Source organism: Streptomyces roseofulvus, from assembly GCF_039534915.1.
Lineage (GTDB): Bacteria > Actinomycetota > Actinomycetes > Streptomycetales > Streptomycetaceae > Streptomyces > Streptomyces roseofulvus.
Genome location: NZ_BAAAWE010000001.1, coordinates 811,339 through 826,004, shown reverse-complemented (window position 1 = coordinate 826,004; position 14,666 = coordinate 811,339). Strand labels below are relative to the sequence as shown.

The following is a 14,666-nucleotide window of genomic DNA, read 5'->3' as shown; positions in this document are numbered from 1 at the left end:
CCGCGCGGCGGGAGCCCCGGGCCTCGGTCAGCAGCTGACGGTGCCCCTGCGCAGGGCGTGGCCGCCGGTGTTGGAGTCGTCGGACCAGTAGACGGGCTTGCCGCCGGCCACGCACTCGGCGGCGCCGGCGAGCGCGAAGCCCTCGTTGTTGTAGTCGGGCATGCCGGCCGGGCGCGCGTACGTGGCGCTGACGGCGAACGCGCCGGTGGCGTCGACCTTCAGTGTGCGGTGCCGGCCGCCGCAGGTGTTGTCGCAGACGGCCCACAGCCGGGACGCCTGCGGCTCCCACTGGAGCTCCATGACACCCTCCAGGCCGGTGGCGACCGTGGCGACGCGCGTGAAGGCGCCGCCGTCCTGGAGGACGTACCCGTGGACGGCGCCGGTCCCCTCGACGCCGACGAAGAAGACGCCGCCGCCGTGGGCTCCGTACCCGGCCGGGTCGTAGGGGGCGCCCGTGGCGGCGTCCTTGAAGCCGGCGGCGGTGAGGGCCGTGTCGGGGACCCAGGCGATGCCCTCGAAGCCGAGGTTGGAACCGGTCGCCGGCAGGCTCGCGGTGAGGTTCCACTCGCGGACGGCGGTCAGGCTGGAGCCCGTGCCGGAGACGTCGTACCGGAGCACGGAGAGCCGGCTGGTGCCGGAGGCGTCGCCGTTCCGCTCGCTCGCGACGTACACGCCGGCGGCGGCGCCCGCCCCGGTGACCGTCACGCCCTCGGCGTCGGGAGCGCCGGAACCGCCGGGGAAGCGCACGGTCTTGCCGGAGGTCCAGCCGGCGGACGTGTCGGGGGTCCAGCCACCGGAGCCGTCCCGGACGAGGCGCCACAGCCTGCCGCTGTTCTGCGCGGCCCAGAGGACGTCGCCGTCCTGGTGGAGGCCGCTGAGGTCGCCGCCGAAGACGTTCGCCGCGTCCGCCGTGGCGACCGTGGAACCGCCGGGCCAGGCCGCCTCCGTACCGCCGCCGGTGCCGTCGCAGCCGTTGGCCGTGCCGAGCGTGACGGCCGCCGCCCGGAACGCGCCGGTGCCGTCGGGGCAGCGGGACCAGGACGGCGCCGAGTGGCTGGTCCAGGAGTGGCTGTCCACGAGGGTGCTGCCGTCGGCGAGGTACAGGCGCGCCTTGTCGCTGGAGCCGAGCCCGAACCTGGCGTGCACGTCGAAGGCGCGGAACGCGCCCGGCGCCAGCGTCGTGCCGGAGGGGATCGTGTACCTCGACCCGTTGTTGTCGTCCTTGAGGATCCAGCCGGAGACGTCGACCGTCGCCGTCCCCTTGTTGTACAGCTCGATCGAGTCCTCGACGGAGCCGGTGGTGACGACCTCGTTGACGCGGATGTCGTCGACGGGTGCGGCGTGCGCGGGTGCCGCGGTCAGCGCGCCGAGGAGGAGCGCCGGTACGGCGGAGAGGGCGAGGGGCATGTCACGGCGCCGGCGGCGTGCGCGCGGAAGGCTCACGGAAGTCCGTCCTGGGGTTCGAGGGGGGCGGGGGCGCCACGACGGTCCCGGCCCCGGCCGAACGCCGGCCCTCGCGCCCGGACTTCCTCCGTGAACAACAACCGAAGCCTTCGCGCGCTCCCGCGCACCTTCACCGAGGACTGCGCGCGCACCCTCGCGGTCGGGCCGGTCCTCGGTCTCCGAGCGGGGTCAGCCGGCCGGGCCGAGCCACCCCGTCGCGGCCAGGGCGTCCCGGGCGATGTCCCCGACGCCGCGGCCGTCCGTCGCCACCCGCACCGTCCCGGCCACCGCCCGCCGCTCCAGCACCCCCGCCGTCCGCGCGCTGCGTGCCGGCTCCCGCTCCCGTTCGGATCCTTGCTCCCGTGCCGTGAGCCGGGTGCGGACGGTCTCGTCGGAGGCGGTGAGCAGGACCCGGACGATCCGGCCGGGCGCGAGGGCGCGGGTGAAGAGGCCGGTCGCCTCGGGCAGCACGCAGGCGGTGTTCGTGCAGACGAGCCTCCGGTGCCCGAGGCGGGCGAAGTTGCCCCGGACGGCCGCCAGGTTGGCCTCGGTGATCCGCGCGCGGTCGGGGTCGTCCGGCGGGGCGGGGTGCACGTGCCCCAGGTGGTCCCCCTCGACGACGGCATGGGCGACCGCGCCCGCCCGCAGCAGGGCGGACACCTCCCACCCGACGCTCGTCTTCCCGGCCCCGGCGCGACCGCCGATCAGCGGAACCTCCATGTGTCCCATGCCATGAGCGTGCCCGGATCCGTCCGGGCCGTCACCGGTCGCGCAGCAGGACCCGCGCCGCCCTGGCCAGGAGCCGGGGGTCGGTGAGCGCCTTCGGGGGCGCCTCCATGTGGACGACGCGCATATAGGCGGCGTTGACGGCGGAGTCGATCACGGACGCCCGGGTGAGTCGGTCGGCGACCCACTTCTGCGCCCGGTAGCCGCGCGGATAGGGGCCGTTGACGTGCGGCTGCGCGAGGTCGGCGCCGGTGGACAGCTGCCAGGCCGCGTCGACGGCGGTCTCGGCGCGGCGGAAGTAGGGGAGCGCGGGGGCGTGCGGGCGCGGCCCGGTCCGCAGGTACACCGCCAGCGCGTCGGCCTCCAGGGCCGCCAGCGTCAGGCCCTGCCCGTACACCGGGTTCACGCTCGCCAGCGCGTCCCCGACGACGACGAGCCCGCCGGGGAAGCGGCGGAGCCGGGTGTGGACCCGCCGGCGGCTTTCGACGAAGCGGTACGTGGCGACGGTGCCGATCATCGTCGACTCCTCGGCCACCGTGCGGATCGGCGCCACGCAGCGGCGCATCCGGCGGAGGAACTCGTCCGGGTCGGGGCCGGGGCGGTATCCGGCGTACCCGGCCAGGACGACCGACCAGCGGTCGCCCTCGACGGCGGCGAGCGCCCCCGGTTCCGTCACCTCGGGCCGGTAGTCGCTCGCGGGGCCGGGGGTGGAGTGGGCGATGACGGTGGTGCCGAGTTCGCCGCCGCGGTGGAAGGAGGCGGTGGCGTACCCGAGGTCGATGCGCATCCGGTCGACGGGCGCCGCGTCCCAGCCGTGCCGGAGCAGCCAGTCGTCCAGGCGGCTGGACCGGCCGGTGGCGTCGACGACGAAGTCGGCGGGGATATCCTCGCCCGTCGTGCCGACGGTCCCCCCGCCCGGGGCGCGGCCGTGCGAGGGGTCGTCCGCCGGGGCGGCGGTGGTGACGCCGGTCACGTGGTCGCCGCGGAAGAGGAGGCCGGTGACTTCGGCCCGGACGAACCGCACGTGGGGGAGGAGGCCGACCCTCCGGCGCAGCCGGTTCTCCAGGAAGGGCCGGGTGGCGCCGAGCATACGGGTCTCGGCCACGGGCGCCTTCAGCCGCCCGTCGACGTAGAACCGCACGTCGTCGCCCTCGCCGAGCCGTGCCCCGTCGCGCACGAGTTCCTCGGTGAGGCCGGGGAACCACCGGTCCAGCTGCCGGTGCCCCATGGACAGCAGGGCGTGGAGCTGCCTCCGCTGCGGGCTGCGCCTCCCGAGCCCGTCCTCACCGATCTCGTCGGGCTCGACGACGACCACCTCCTCGGCGTAGTCGCCGAGCACACGGGCCGCGAACAGCCCCGCGTAACTGCCACCCATGACAACGGCCCGTCGCACCTTCTGCCCCCACCCCGGAATGTGTCCCGCCTCCGGTCGACCAGGGGGCGGGACACGACAACAACGGTCCGTGACCCTACACGGCTGGAGGCGCGTCCTCGATTTCTTGTATACCAAAATTCACCCACCTCGGGGTGGTGTGAAGATCTCGATCCGGCCCCTCTCCGAAAATTCGCTGGTTCCCGGCTTCTTATCGGCCGGTAGCTCTTGTTCCGCCTCCCGGAATTGGTATACAAAACGGGGACCCGTGCTCGTCTTGTCCCTGAGGAGTCCCATGCGTGCCGATGCCCGTCAGTCCGTTCCCTCCGGCCTCGGCCGGCGGGGTGTTCTCGCCGGTGCCGCGGCTCTGGCCGGTACTGCCGCCGTGGCGGCCGTCGGTGCGGCCCCCGCCTCCGCCGCCGGTCCGGCCGCGGCGGCGGGTCGCGGGGCCCGGGCCGTCGTCTTCCGTGACGTGCGGCCGTTCGGGGGCGCGGCCACCGATCTGGTCGTGGTGGACGGGAAGATCGCCGGCGGGCCGGCGCCGCGCGGTGCGAAGGTCGTGGACGGCGGCGGCCGGATCGCCCTGCCGTCCCTGGTCGACGCCCACATCCACCCCGACAAGACGACGTGGGGCGGACCGTGGGTGTCGCGGCGGCCGGCCTCCTCGATCGCCGACTACGTCGAGCAGGACGTGGAACTCTTCCGCGCGCAGACCCGCTCGGTGGCGGAGCGCGCGTACGGGCTGATGAGCCACGCCGTCAGCCGCGGTACGCGGGGGATGCGCGCCCACGCGGACGTGGCCCCCGCGTACGGCCTGGCGGGTGTCGAGGGGCTGGCCGAGGCCCGCCGCCGGCTCGCCCACGCGCTGGACGTGCAGATCGTCGCGTTCCCGCAGCACGGCGTCATCCGCATGCCCGGTACGGCCCGGCTCCTGGAGGAGGGTGCCCGCCGGGGCGTCGTCGACATGATCGGCGGCATCGACCCCATCGGGTTCGACCACGCCCTCGACGAGCACCTCGACACCGTCTTCGGCATCGCGGACCGACACGGCGTGGGCGTGGACATCCACCTGCACGACGGAGGCGACGAGGGCGTCCGGGCCATGCGCGGCATCATCGACCGCACCCGGGCGCTGTCCCTCGCCGGCAAGGTGACGGTCAGTCATGTCTTCTGTCTGCCGGGCCTGTCGGACCGGGAGCTGGGCGCGCTCGCGGGCGACCTCGCCGATCAGGACATCGCGCTCACCACCGTCGCCCCCTCCCGCGACCTCGTCCTCCCGATCGCCCGGCTGCGCGAGCACGGCGTCCGGGTCGGGCTCGGTTCCGACGGCGTCCGCGACTCCTGGAGCCCCTTCGGCAACGCCGACATGCTCCACCGCGCCCACCTGCTCGGCTGGGTCACCGACGTGCGTCTCGACGAGGAGCTGGCGGACTGCTACCGGGCGGCCGCCCACGGCGGTGCCGACGTCATGGGCCTCCCGCACGCCGACCTCACGCCCGGCGCCCCCGCCGACTTCGTCCTCGTGCGGGGCCAGGGCCTGCCCCAGGTGGTGGTCGACATGCCGCAGCGCGACCTGGTCGTACGCGGCGGTGCCGTCGTGGCCCGGGACGGCGCGTTCCTCTCCTGAGCGCGGATCCGGCGTCGGTGTCAGCGGATCCGGTGCCGGTGTCATGGGGGACGCCGTGACGCCGCGCAAGGCCGCGATCCGGCCATCCGGCGGAACGCCGTAAAGGCGGACCCACCGCCCCGTACCGCCGGTCCCGCGGCCGCCCGTCCGGCGGTGGGCCGGCGTACGGCCGGGTCGGGGGAGCGGGGGCCGGAGCGGGGCCGGCCTCCCGCGCCTGAACTGCAACGGGTCTCAGCAAGTTTCTGATCTGTTTTCAGTTCGACTCGGGAGGAAGGCCGTTGCGGCGAGGTACTCCGGCGGTCCGGGAGTGGACGCGCGTAGAGCGGCCGAAAGTCCACCTTGCCGCGACCGCCCGGCGGAGTCGAGGATTCCCCCCAGCACAGCGCTTGTCAGGTTCATGTCGGTCACCCATGACCGATCCGCACTCCCCGCCCGAGCCGCCCACCCAGCGGCCCGCCCCCCATACGGAGGAATCAGTGAACCGTTCGTCCCGCAGCCGCGGCCTCACCAAGGGCACCCGTCTGCTCGCCGTCCTCGGCGCCTTCGTCGCCGCGACCGCCCTGGCCGCCCCCACCTCCTCGGCCCAGCCGGCCGACACCGCCCGGGCCACCGCCGCCGCTCTCTCCTCCACCAGCGACGCGGTCCTCCGGGCCGACGTCGCCGGCACCGCCTGGTACACCGACCAGGCCACCGGCAAGGTCGTCGTCACCGTCGACGCGACCGTCTCGCAGGACGAGATCGCCGCGCTCCGCAAGGCCGCCGGCGGCAACGCCGCCCACCTGAAGATCGAGCGCACCGCAGGCAAGATCAACAAGCTCATCGCGGGCGGCCAGGCCATCTACGCGGCCGGCGGCGGCCGCTGCTCCCTCGGCTTCAACGTCCGCAGCGGCAGCACCTACTACGCCCTCACGGCCGGCCACTGCACCGAGATCGCCGGCACCTGGTACACCAACTCCGGCCAGACGTCCGTGCTCGGCACCCGGGCCGGCACCAGCTTCCCCACCAACGACTACGGCATCATCCGCCACTCCAACGCCTCCGCCGCCGACGGCCGCGTCTACCTCTACAACGGCAGCTACCGGGACATCACCGCCGCCGGCAACGCCTACGTCGGACAGTCCGTCCAGCGCAGCGGCAGCACCACCGGCCTGCGCAGCGGCACCGTCACCGGCCTCAACGCCACCGTCAACTACGGCAACGGCGACATCGTCTACGGCCTGATCCAGACCAACGTCTGCGCCGAGCCCGGCGACAGCGGCGGCGCCATGTTCTCCGGCACCACCGCCCTCGGCCTCACCTCCGGCGGCAGCGGCAACTGCTCCACCGGCGGCACCACCTTCTTCCAGCCCGTCACCGAGGCCCTCAGCGCCTACGGCGTGAGCGTGTTCTGACCGGACGCCCACACGTCGAGCCCGCACGACCGCGCCCACGCCGGACACCCGGCGTGGGCGCCGCGGCTCGTGGCGGGGGAACCGGCGGGCGGCGAGGGACCGCGCGTCGAGGGACCCCACCTCGGCGCGGCGGGTGACGACCGGCGTCCGTATCGGTGGAATGACCGATGTGCGGCGGAGGCGGAGCGCGGCAGAGTCCTCAGGAGATCGTTCGCGGGCGCCCGTGGTGCGCCCGTTCTTCGAAAGGACCCTCAGTGGACACGTATGCGGATCTGGTGTTCGTCGGTGGACGGGTGGTCACGGTCGACGCGGAGTTCTCCGTCGCCGAGGCCCTGGCGGTGACGGGCCCGGTCATCAGCGCCGTCGGCAGCCGGGAGGACGTCGCCCCGTACGTCGGACCGGACACCCGCGTCGTCGACCTGAAGGGGGCGACGCTGCTCCCCGGCATCAACGACTCCCACCTGCACGGCGCCGCCTTCGGCATGTCCTCCCCGCCGCTCTCCCTCGACCTGAGCCACCCCGCCGTCACCTCCCTCGCCGACGTGGGCGAGGCGGTGCGGGAGGCCGTCGGACGCGTCCCGGCGGGGCAGTGGATCACCGGACACGGCTGGGACACCGGCTACCTCGACGAGTGCGTCGCCGACCCGTCCCGGCTGCCCTCGCGCACCGACCTCGACGCGGTCAGCCCGGAGCACCCCGTCGTCCTGTACTCCTTCTCCGGCCACGCCACCTGGGTCAACTCCAAGGCCCTGGAGCTCATCGGCGTCGACCGCGACACCGTCGCCCCGCCCGGCGGCGCCATCGTCACGGACGGCGCCGGCGAGCCGACCGGCCTGCTCCACGAGGGGGCGCAGGCCCTCGTCCAGAACGCGCTGCCGCCGCTCAGCCGCCAGGAGCGGGCCGACGCGATCCGCTCCACCCTCACCACCCTCGCCGGACTCGGCGTGACCAGCTACACCGAGCCCGGTCTCGGCCCCGGCGGCGACGGCATCATGCGTGGCACCATGGGCACGGAGACCCTCGACGTCTACCGCGAGCTGCTCGCCGCCGGCGAGCTGACCGCCCGCGTCGGCGTCCTGCTCCTCCCGACCGGCATGGCGAGCACCTCCGAGGAGTTCGCCCGGAACCTCGACGCCCTCGACGCCTCCGACCCGGCCGGCGGCGCCGACCCGCGCCGCCTCGCCGTCCACGGCGTCAAGATCTTCGCCGACGGCATCGTCCCCAACAAGACGGCCTGGATGCACGAGCCGTACGTCGGAGGCGGCTGCGGCTCCCTCTGCGTCGGCGGCGAGATCGACGACGAGCGGGTCGCGGAGATCCGGGCCATGGTCCGGCACGCCCACGCCGCCGGACACCAGCTCGGCGTCCACGCCACCGGCGACCGGGCCATCGACACCGTCGCGGACGCCTTCGCCGAGGCCGCGGCGGCCCTCCCGAGGCCCGACGCCCGCCACTACGTCATCCACGGCGACTTCCTCACCGCCCACAGCATGAAGGTGCTCGCGGCCCACGACTACGGCGTCAACATGAACCCCACCATCAAGTGGACCGTCGCCGACATGGAGGAGGAGTTCGTCGGCGCCGGCCGCGCCGCCTACGCCTGGCCCTACCGCGACGCCATCGACGCCGGCGTACGGGTGGCGAGCGGTTCCGACGCCCCCGTCACCCTCCCGGACTGGCGCCAGGGCATCGCCACCATGGTGCTGCGCGAGTCGAAGGCGGCCGGCCGGGTCAGCGGCCCGGAGCAGCGCATCGCGCTGGCCGAGGCCATCCGCACGTACACCGTCGTGGCGGCCTGGCAGGACTTCGCCGACGACTGGAAGGGCTCCCTGGAGCCTGGCAAGGCCGCCGACCTGTGCGTGGTCGACGGGGACCTGCTCGGCGCGGACCCGCACGCCATCCCGGAGATGCCCGTCGTCCTCACCGTCATGGACGGGCGGATCGTCCACGACACGCTGCGCGATTGACGTCCACCGGGCGGATGATCATCCTGGAGGGATGGCAGCAGAGCGCGACACGGCGGACCTTCTGGACTCGGCCCTCCGCGTCCGGGAGGCCGCCAGGAGCGCCACGGCCGGAGCGGCGGGCGCCGACGCGGTCCTGGCGGCCCTGGCGGAGGTCGTGGAACACGACCACGCCTCGCTGACCCGGTGGGACCCGCGGCGCCGGCGCCACACCACGCTGGCGGGCAGCTACCCCGAGGACGCCACGGCCTACATCGAGACCCGCCTCCACCGGGACCCCGTGTTCACCGTGCTGCGCGGCCCGGCCCGGGGCGGGCTCTGGCTCGGGGACGTCCCCGAGGAGCTGCTGGCCGCCTCACCGGGCTTCCAGGACGTCCTGGCCCCGCTCGGCATCGAGGACGGCGTGGCCCAGTGCCTCTTCGCCGCCGACGGCCGGTACGTCGGCATGCTGAACATCAGCGTCCGGGGCCGGCGCCGCACCCCCGGCCCGGCCCGCGCCGTCGTCACCCTGCTCACCGAGTCGCTCGCCGCGGCGGTGGCCTCCTGCGAGGCCCCGCCGGCCCCGGAGGCCGGGGCCGCGCCGCGGGCGGAGCGGCCCGGCGGGCTCTCGCCGAGGGAGCTCGACGTGCTGGCCGAGCTGACGGCCGGCCGCACCAACCGGCAGATCGCCGAGCGGCTGTACGTCACCCCGCGCACCGTGGGAACCCACGTCGAGCACATCCTCGCGAAGCTCGACGTCCCCAACCGGGCGGCGGCCGCCGCCCGGGCCGCCGCCTGGGGCATCACGCCCGCGCGCTGACCGCGCCAGGGCGGGGGAGAGGGGCCGAGGGTGGAGTGGACGGTGGCGGCGGGCGTGCTCGCCGGTCTGCTGATCTCGGTGGTGACCGCCCCCGTGGGCGTCTCCGGCGCCGTCTTCCTGCTGCCCGTCCACCTCAGCGTCTTCGGCGTCCCCAACCCCGCGGTCACCCCGACGAACCTGCTGTTCAACGTCGTGGCGGGCCCCGGCGCCCTGTGGCGCTACCGCCGCGACGGCGCCCTGCGCGGCCCGCTCGCCCGGCGCCTCGTCGCCGGGACGCTGCCCGGCGTGGTGGCTGGCGCGGTGATCCGCGTCCACGCCCTGCCGGGCCCCACGGTCTACCGCCTCCTCATCGCGGGCCTCCTCCTCCCGCTGGGCGTGTGGCTGTGCGCCCGCACCCTCCGCCCGGTGCGCCGCCCCGGCCCGGCGACCCCGCCCGCGGAGCCGTCGCCCGGCGTGCTCACCGGCCTGGCCGTCGCCGTGGGCGTCGTCGGCGGCATCTACGGCATCGGCGGCGGTTCCCTGCTCGGCCCGGTCCTCGTCGCCCGCGGTCTGCCCGTCGCCCGCGTCGCGCCGGCGGCCCTCGCGACCACCTTCGTGACCTCCGTCGTCGGCGCGGCCACGTACGCCGTCCTGTCCCTCGCCGGCACCGGCGACATCGCGCCCGACTGGTGGCTCGGCCTGGCCTGCGGCCTCGGCGGTCTGATCGGCGGCTACCTCGGCGCCCGCCTCCAGCCCCGGCTCCCCGAGCGTGCCCTCCGCCTCCTCCTCGGGGCGCTCGCCACGACGATCGGCGCGCTGTACGCGGCCCAGGCCGTGACGTGACGTGACGTGACGCGGCCCGGCCGGCCCCGGCCGGCCGTCGGGGATCACCCGACCGCGACGCCCAGGCGCTCCGCAACCGAGGTCAGCGCCGTCCCGAGGGGCAGGGCGACCCGGGCGGCGGCGAGCGTGTCGCCGCGCGTCGGGTCCCGGTTCACGATCACCACCGGCGTACCGGCCTGCGCCGCCTGCCGCACGAACCGCAGCCCCGACATCACCGTCAGCGACGACCCCAGCACCAGCACCGACGCCGCCTCCCGCACCAGCTCCCGGCAGCGCTCCACCCGCTCCACGGGCACCGACTCGCCGAAGAACACCACGTCCGGCTTGAGCACTCCGCCGCACACCCCGCACGGCACCACGTGGAAGCCCGCGACCTGCTCGTCCGTGAGATCGGCGTCGCCGTCCGGGTTCATCGCGGCCGGCACCGGATCGAAACCGGGATTGGCCTCCTCCAGCCGCCGCGCCAGCTCGCGCCGCGCGCTGACGTCGCCGCAGCCGAGACAGACCACCCGGTCGAGGCTCCCGTGCAGGTCCACGACGCCGTCGCTGCCGGCGGCCTGGTGCAGTCCGTCCACGTTCTGGGTGATCAGCCCGGACAGCAGGCCCGCCCGGCCGAACGCGGCCACCGCCCGATGCCCGTCGTTGGGCCGGGCCCGCCCGAACGTGCGCCAGCCGAGGTGGCTGCGCGCCCAGTACCGCCGCCGCGCCGCCGCGCCGCCGGTGAAGTCCTGGTAGGTCATCGGTGTGTGCCGGCTCAGGCTGCCGCCCTCGCCCCGGTAGTCCGGGATCCCCGACTCGGTCGAGATCCCGGCCCCGCTGAGCACCACCACCCGCCCCGCCCGCACCACGTCGACGACCGGCTCCAGGTCCGTGGTGCCCGGTGGCAGGTCCTCGGTCGGTGTCCAGCTCAGAGTAGGCCGCATACGCATGGGGCCAGCGTACGGAAGGACACCCCGGAAGCGCGTCGGCGCCGCGTACGGCCGCCCGGCCGAGGGCGTTCCGCGGGGCGGTGGCGCATGGACAACACCGGCGTGTGGATCATGATGGGGGCGGTGTTGGACCCGGCGGGCCGCGGGCCGCGAAGCTGAGTCCCCGTAACCCCCTCAAGAGAGATGAGGCAGTCCCCGTGCGCGACGTCTTCGAGACGACGAGCGGTGCGGTCCGGGGTTTCCGGGCAGCGGACGACGTCGTCGCCGTGCTCGGCATCCCGTACGCGGCGCCGCCGTTCGGCGCCCACCGGTTCCGGGAGCCGGTCCCGGCCGCACCGTGGAGCGGGGTCAGGGACGGTACGGAGTTCGGGCCGATCGCGCCGCAGTCGGCGGAGCTGCCCGGCGCGCCCGTCTGGTCGCCCGGCGACGAGGACGTCCTCACCGCCAACGTCTGGACCCCGGCCCCCGACGGCGGCCGCCTGCCCGTGCTGGTCTGGATCCACGGCGGCGCCTACACCTTCGGCTCCTCCGCCCAGCCCGACTTCGACGGTACGGCCCTGGCCCGCGCCGGACTGGTCGTGGTGACGCTCAACCACCGGATCGGCTTCGAGGGGTTCGGCCGGGTGCCGGACGCTCCCGGCAACCGGGGGCTGCTCGACCTGGTCGCCGCCCTGCGCTGGATACGGGAGAACGCCGCCGCGTTCGGCGGCGACCCGGGCAACGTCACGGTCGCCGGCCAGTCCTCCGGAGCCGCGTCGGTGGCCTGCCTGATGGTCATGGAGCAGGCCCGGGGCCTCTTCCACCGGGCCGTCGCCCACAGCCCGGCCAGTGTCTTCCACACGCCGGACATCGCCGAGGCCACCACCCGCGAGATCGCGGCGGCCGCGGGCCGCCCCGCCACCGCCGCCGGCCTGGCGTCGGCGACGCCGCAGGAGCTGGTCGCCGCGGCGGACCGGGTGGTCGAGGCGTACCGGAACGACCCCGCCTCGGGCTCCCGCCACTACGACCCCTCCCTCTTCGCCCCGGTCCTCGACGGCGAGACGCTGCCCGCCGACCCCCTCGCGGCCCTGGCCGCCGGAGCCTCCCGGGACGTGGACCTGCTGGTCTGCCACACCACGGAGGAGTACTGGCTCCTCGACGCCGTCGGCAGCTGCGCGAAGCTCACCACCGACGCGCAACTCGCCCGCTTCGCCGCCGACTTCGGTCTCCCGGACGAGCTGGTCCCCGGCTACCGCGCCGCGCTGCCGCACGCGCCGGTCCACGACGTCCACCTCGCCGTCTTCGGTGACCTGCTCTTCGTCGAGTTCGCCCACCGTCTCGCCGAGGCCCACTCCGAAGGGGGCGGCCGGGCGTACCTGTCCCGCTTCGACCGCCGGCGCGGGGGCCCGGACGGCACCACCGTCCGGGCCTGGCACTGCGCGGACATCCCCTTCGCCTTCGGCAACCACGAGGACCCCCGCCTCTCCTTCCTCATCGGCGGCAGCCCCACCGCCGAGGACCGGTCGATGGCCCGCCGCATGGTCCGCGCCTGGGCCGACTTCGCCGCGACCGGCGAACCGGGCTGGGCGCCGGTCCGGGACGGCGTGGCCGGCCCCGTCCACACCTGGCGGCCCGAAGGCCGGCCGCCGACCCCGCTCCCCGTCCCGCCCCGCGCCCTGTGGGCGAAGGCCGACGTCCCCGTGCTGCGCCCCTGACACGGCCGGGCCACGCGCCGGCGCCGTATCGCGCTAGGCGGCGTCGGCGGAGGCGAGGAGGCGGTGGAGCGCCCGGGCGGCGGGCGGGCCCCAGGAGGGTTTGCCGCCGGGGCGGCCCCGGCGGCCGGCCTCGCCGATGAGGAGGCCGCCCATGGCGCGCCACAGTGCCCAGCCGCGGGCGCGGCGGAGGGTCGCCGGGTCCGCCGTCGGGCCGTACGCGCGGTGGAAGCGGTCGGCGGCGCCGTCGGGGAGCAGGCCCCAGGGGGCGGCCAGATCGCAGGCCGGATCGCCCGCGCACAGCTCCCCGAAGTCGATCACGCCGCAGAAACCGCCCTCCTCGGTCAGGACGTTGGCCGGATGCAGGTCGCCGTGCAGCCACACCGGGGGACCCGCCCACGGCGGCGCCGCGACGGCGTCCTCCCACAGCGCCCGGGCCGCGTCCGGATCGGGGACCAGGCCCATCCCGGTCGCCGCGGCCAGCCCTTCGAGGAAGGGCGCCGTCTGGGCGGCGAGCGGACCGCCGCGACCGCCGCCGACCGGGGCGCCCTCCGGCGCGGGCCGGTGCAGCGCCGTCAGGAAGGCCGCGAGCCCGTCGGCGGAGTCCTCCGCGCGGGTGGCGGGGGAGAGGTCGGCCGGGCTGCCCGGCACCCACGTGGTGACGAGCCACGGACGCGGGAACGACTCCGAAGGCTCCCCGAGGCGTTGCGGGACCGGGACGGGCAACGGGAGCCCCGCGGCGAGCCCCGGCACCCAGGCGTACTCCTTGCGCAGCAGCTCGTCCGCCGAGTCCGTCGCCCACGGCAGCCGTACCGCCAAGTCCTCGCCCAGCCGCCACAGTTGGTTGTCCCAGCCGCGCGCCCCCAGCCGCAGCGGAAGGTCGGCCAGATCGGGATGCTGCTCCCGCAGCAGCTCCCGGATCAGCTCGGTGGTGATCTCGGTCCCGGCATGGGGGGTGCGCGTGTCCGTCATACGGGGCAACCTACGGTGTCCGCCGGTGGCACGGAGGCGGTCGGTAGGGTCGGGAGGATGACCGAGGACGTCGATGTCTGGAACCGTCTCGTCGCCCTGCTGCCGGAGGCCGAGGCGAGGGAAGCCGCGGAGTGCTGGGCTGTCGGCGAGCAGGAGGCGGGGCTCGGCCTGCTCGTCTCCGGGCTCTCCGACCACCGGGTGCCGATCAGCGAGACCACGAGGGCGCGGATCGCGGTGCTCGCCGAGGGATGGGGCGAGCGGGAGTTCCTCGCGCCGCGGATCCGGCGGTGCCGGGGCGACGAGGAACGGTCCCGGGTGCGGCTGATCGAGCCGGTGGACGAGCCCCCCGCCGGGGGAACGGGCGACGTCCTCGTGCCGTGGATCGGCTGCGAGCGCTGCGGACGGGTGCTGACGCGGCGGCACACCCGGGAGGCCTGGGGCGGACTCTCCTTCCCGGCGTGGAGCTACGTCATCACGTCCCCCGTGGACGGCGCCGTCGTGCGGGAGTTCGCCGACGACTCCGTCGACGCGGCCTTCGCCCACCTGCTCGCCGTCTGCGGGGACGCGGTCGACGCGTGAGGCGGGGACGGACACGCGTCGTGCCCCGCGGCACCTTCCCGCCGAACGGACAGAGCCGGGCGGGCGGGCCTGTGTGCCGACTCGTCGCCGACGTGCTCGCGCACGTCCCTCCGGGTCGCGTGGGAGCCCCCGCCGTCACCGAGACGGGTGCCGCGCGGCGACGAGGCGGAACGCGCCGGTGCCGGCGGTGGCCTAGGCCGTCTCTTTCGGATCATGCCGGGCTCGCGACGCCTGGCACGCACGCTCGCGGCGTTGTCGTCGGTCGCCAACGCTCCGCGTTGGCTCCCTCCTCCGCCTTGCGAGCGCACGCACCAGACGCCGCTCCCTGATCCGGCCTGATCCGAAAGAAAC

12 protein-coding genes are annotated in these 14,666 nt (G+C 75.4%); 7 read left to right on the top strand and 5 right to left on the bottom strand.

Annotated elements, in window-relative coordinates:
• Window positions 1-27: 27 nt before the first annotated feature.
• From ABFY03_RS03835 to ABFY03_RS03825, 3 genes are all read right to left on the bottom strand, one after another.
• The gene (locus ABFY03_RS03835; RefSeq protein WP_386723646.1) at window positions 28-1,407 is read right to left on the bottom strand and encodes a lamin tail domain-containing protein; all 1,380 of its coding nucleotides are present in this window, start codon (window positions 1,405-1,407) and stop codon (window positions 28-30) included.
• Window positions 1,408-1,632: 225 nt separating this feature from the next.
• Window positions 1,633-2,172 carry a DEAD/DEAH box helicase family protein gene (locus ABFY03_RS03830; protein WP_346169169.1) on the bottom strand — a complete coding sequence of 180 codons (540 nt, stop codon included), beginning with the start codon at window positions 2,170-2,172 and terminating at the stop codon, window positions 1,633-1,635.
• Between the two features lie 31 nt (window positions 2,173-2,203).
• On the bottom strand, window positions 2,204-3,544 hold the full coding sequence (locus tag ABFY03_RS03825) for a hypothetical protein (protein WP_346169168.1): 1,341 nt from the start codon (window positions 3,542-3,544) through the stop codon (window positions 2,204-2,206).
• Window positions 3,545-3,836: 292 nt separating this feature from the next.
• On the opposite strand from ABFY03_RS03825, the gene ABFY03_RS03820 reads away from it, so the two are divergent.
• From ABFY03_RS03820 to ABFY03_RS03800, 5 genes are all read left to right on the top strand, one after another.
• Window positions 3,837-5,168 carry an amidohydrolase gene (locus ABFY03_RS03820; protein WP_346169167.1) on the top strand — a complete coding sequence of 444 codons (1,332 nt, stop codon included), beginning with the start codon at window positions 3,837-3,839 and terminating at the stop codon, window positions 5,166-5,168.
• Between the two features lie 476 nt (window positions 5,169-5,644).
• Complete coding sequence (locus ABFY03_RS03815) at window positions 5,645-6,559, top strand: S1 family peptidase (protein ID WP_319012675.1); 915 nt, start codon at window positions 5,645-5,647, stop codon at window positions 6,557-6,559.
• A gap of 254 nt (window positions 6,560-6,813) precedes the next feature.
• On the top strand, window positions 6,814-8,526 hold the full coding sequence (locus tag ABFY03_RS03810; RefSeq protein ID WP_346169166.1) for an amidohydrolase: 1,713 nt from the start codon (window positions 6,814-6,816) through the stop codon (window positions 8,524-8,526).
• Window positions 8,527-8,557: 31 nt separating this feature from the next.
• Window positions 8,558-9,322, top strand: a complete 765-nt coding sequence (locus tag ABFY03_RS03805) for a helix-turn-helix transcriptional regulator (protein WP_346169165.1) — start codon at window positions 8,558-8,560, stop codon at window positions 9,320-9,322.
• A gap of 30 nt (window positions 9,323-9,352) precedes the next feature.
• Complete coding sequence (locus tag ABFY03_RS03800) at window positions 9,353-10,144, top strand: TSUP family transporter (RefSeq protein WP_346169164.1); 792 nt, start codon at window positions 9,353-9,355, stop codon at window positions 10,142-10,144.
• 44 nt (window positions 10,145-10,188) lie between these two features.
• Here ABFY03_RS03800 and ABFY03_RS03795 read toward each other — a convergent pair whose 3' ends face one another.
• Complete coding sequence (locus ABFY03_RS03795; protein ID WP_319012671.1) at window positions 10,189-11,073, bottom strand: NAD-dependent protein deacetylase; 885 nt, start codon at window positions 11,071-11,073, stop codon at window positions 10,189-10,191.
• Window positions 11,074-11,270: 197 nt separating this feature from the next.
• Here ABFY03_RS03795 and ABFY03_RS03790 point away from each other — a divergent pair, with 197 nt between their 5' ends.
• Window positions 11,271-12,767 carry a carboxylesterase/lipase family protein gene (locus ABFY03_RS03790; protein WP_346169163.1) on the top strand — a complete coding sequence of 499 codons (1,497 nt, stop codon included), beginning with the start codon at window positions 11,271-11,273 and terminating at the stop codon, window positions 12,765-12,767.
• 33 nt (window positions 12,768-12,800) lie between these two features.
• Here the strand turns inward: ABFY03_RS03790 and ABFY03_RS03785 are convergent, their stop codons facing one another.
• Window positions 12,801-13,736, bottom strand: coding sequence for an aminoglycoside phosphotransferase family protein (locus ABFY03_RS03785; RefSeq protein WP_346169162.1), 936 nt, complete (start codon window positions 13,734-13,736; stop codon window positions 12,801-12,803).
• A 57-nt stretch (window positions 13,737-13,793) separates the two neighbouring features.
• Between ABFY03_RS03785 and ABFY03_RS03780 the strand changes: the two genes are divergently transcribed.
• The gene (locus ABFY03_RS03780; RefSeq protein WP_346169161.1) at window positions 13,794-14,315 is read left to right on the top strand and encodes a hypothetical protein; all 522 of its coding nucleotides are present in this window, start codon (window positions 13,794-13,796) and stop codon (window positions 14,313-14,315) included.
• Window positions 14,316-14,666: the final 351 nt, after the last annotated feature.

What these genes read in the sequence shown, in the direction of transcription:
- ABFY03_RS03835 (WP_386723646.1), bottom strand. Translation starts at nt 1,407, where the DNA reads ATGCCCCTCGCCCTCTCCGCCGTACCGGCGCTCCTCCTCGGCGCGCTG.
- ABFY03_RS03830 (WP_346169169.1), bottom strand. Translation starts at nt 2,172, where the DNA reads ATGGGACACATGGAGGTTCCGCTGATCGGCGGTCGCGCCGGGGCCGGG.
- ABFY03_RS03825 (WP_346169168.1), bottom strand. Translation starts at nt 3,544, where the DNA reads ATGGGTGGCAGTTACGCGGGGCTGTTCGCGGCCCGTGTGCTCGGCGAC.
- ABFY03_RS03820 (WP_346169167.1), top strand. Translation starts at nt 3,837, where the DNA reads ATGCGTGCCGATGCCCGTCAGTCCGTTCCCTCCGGCCTCGGCCGGCGG.
- ABFY03_RS03805 (WP_346169165.1), top strand. Translation starts at nt 8,558, where the DNA reads ATGGCAGCAGAGCGCGACACGGCGGACCTTCTGGACTCGGCCCTCCGC.
- ABFY03_RS03795 (WP_319012671.1), bottom strand. Translation starts at nt 11,073, where the DNA reads ATGCGTATGCGGCCTACTCTGAGCTGGACACCGACCGAGGACCTGCCA.
- ABFY03_RS03785 (WP_346169162.1), bottom strand. Translation starts at nt 13,736, where the DNA reads ATGACGGACACGCGCACCCCCCATGCCGGGACCGAGATCACCACCGAG.
- ABFY03_RS03780 (WP_346169161.1), top strand. Translation starts at nt 13,794, where the DNA reads ATGACCGAGGACGTCGATGTCTGGAACCGTCTCGTCGCCCTGCTGCCG.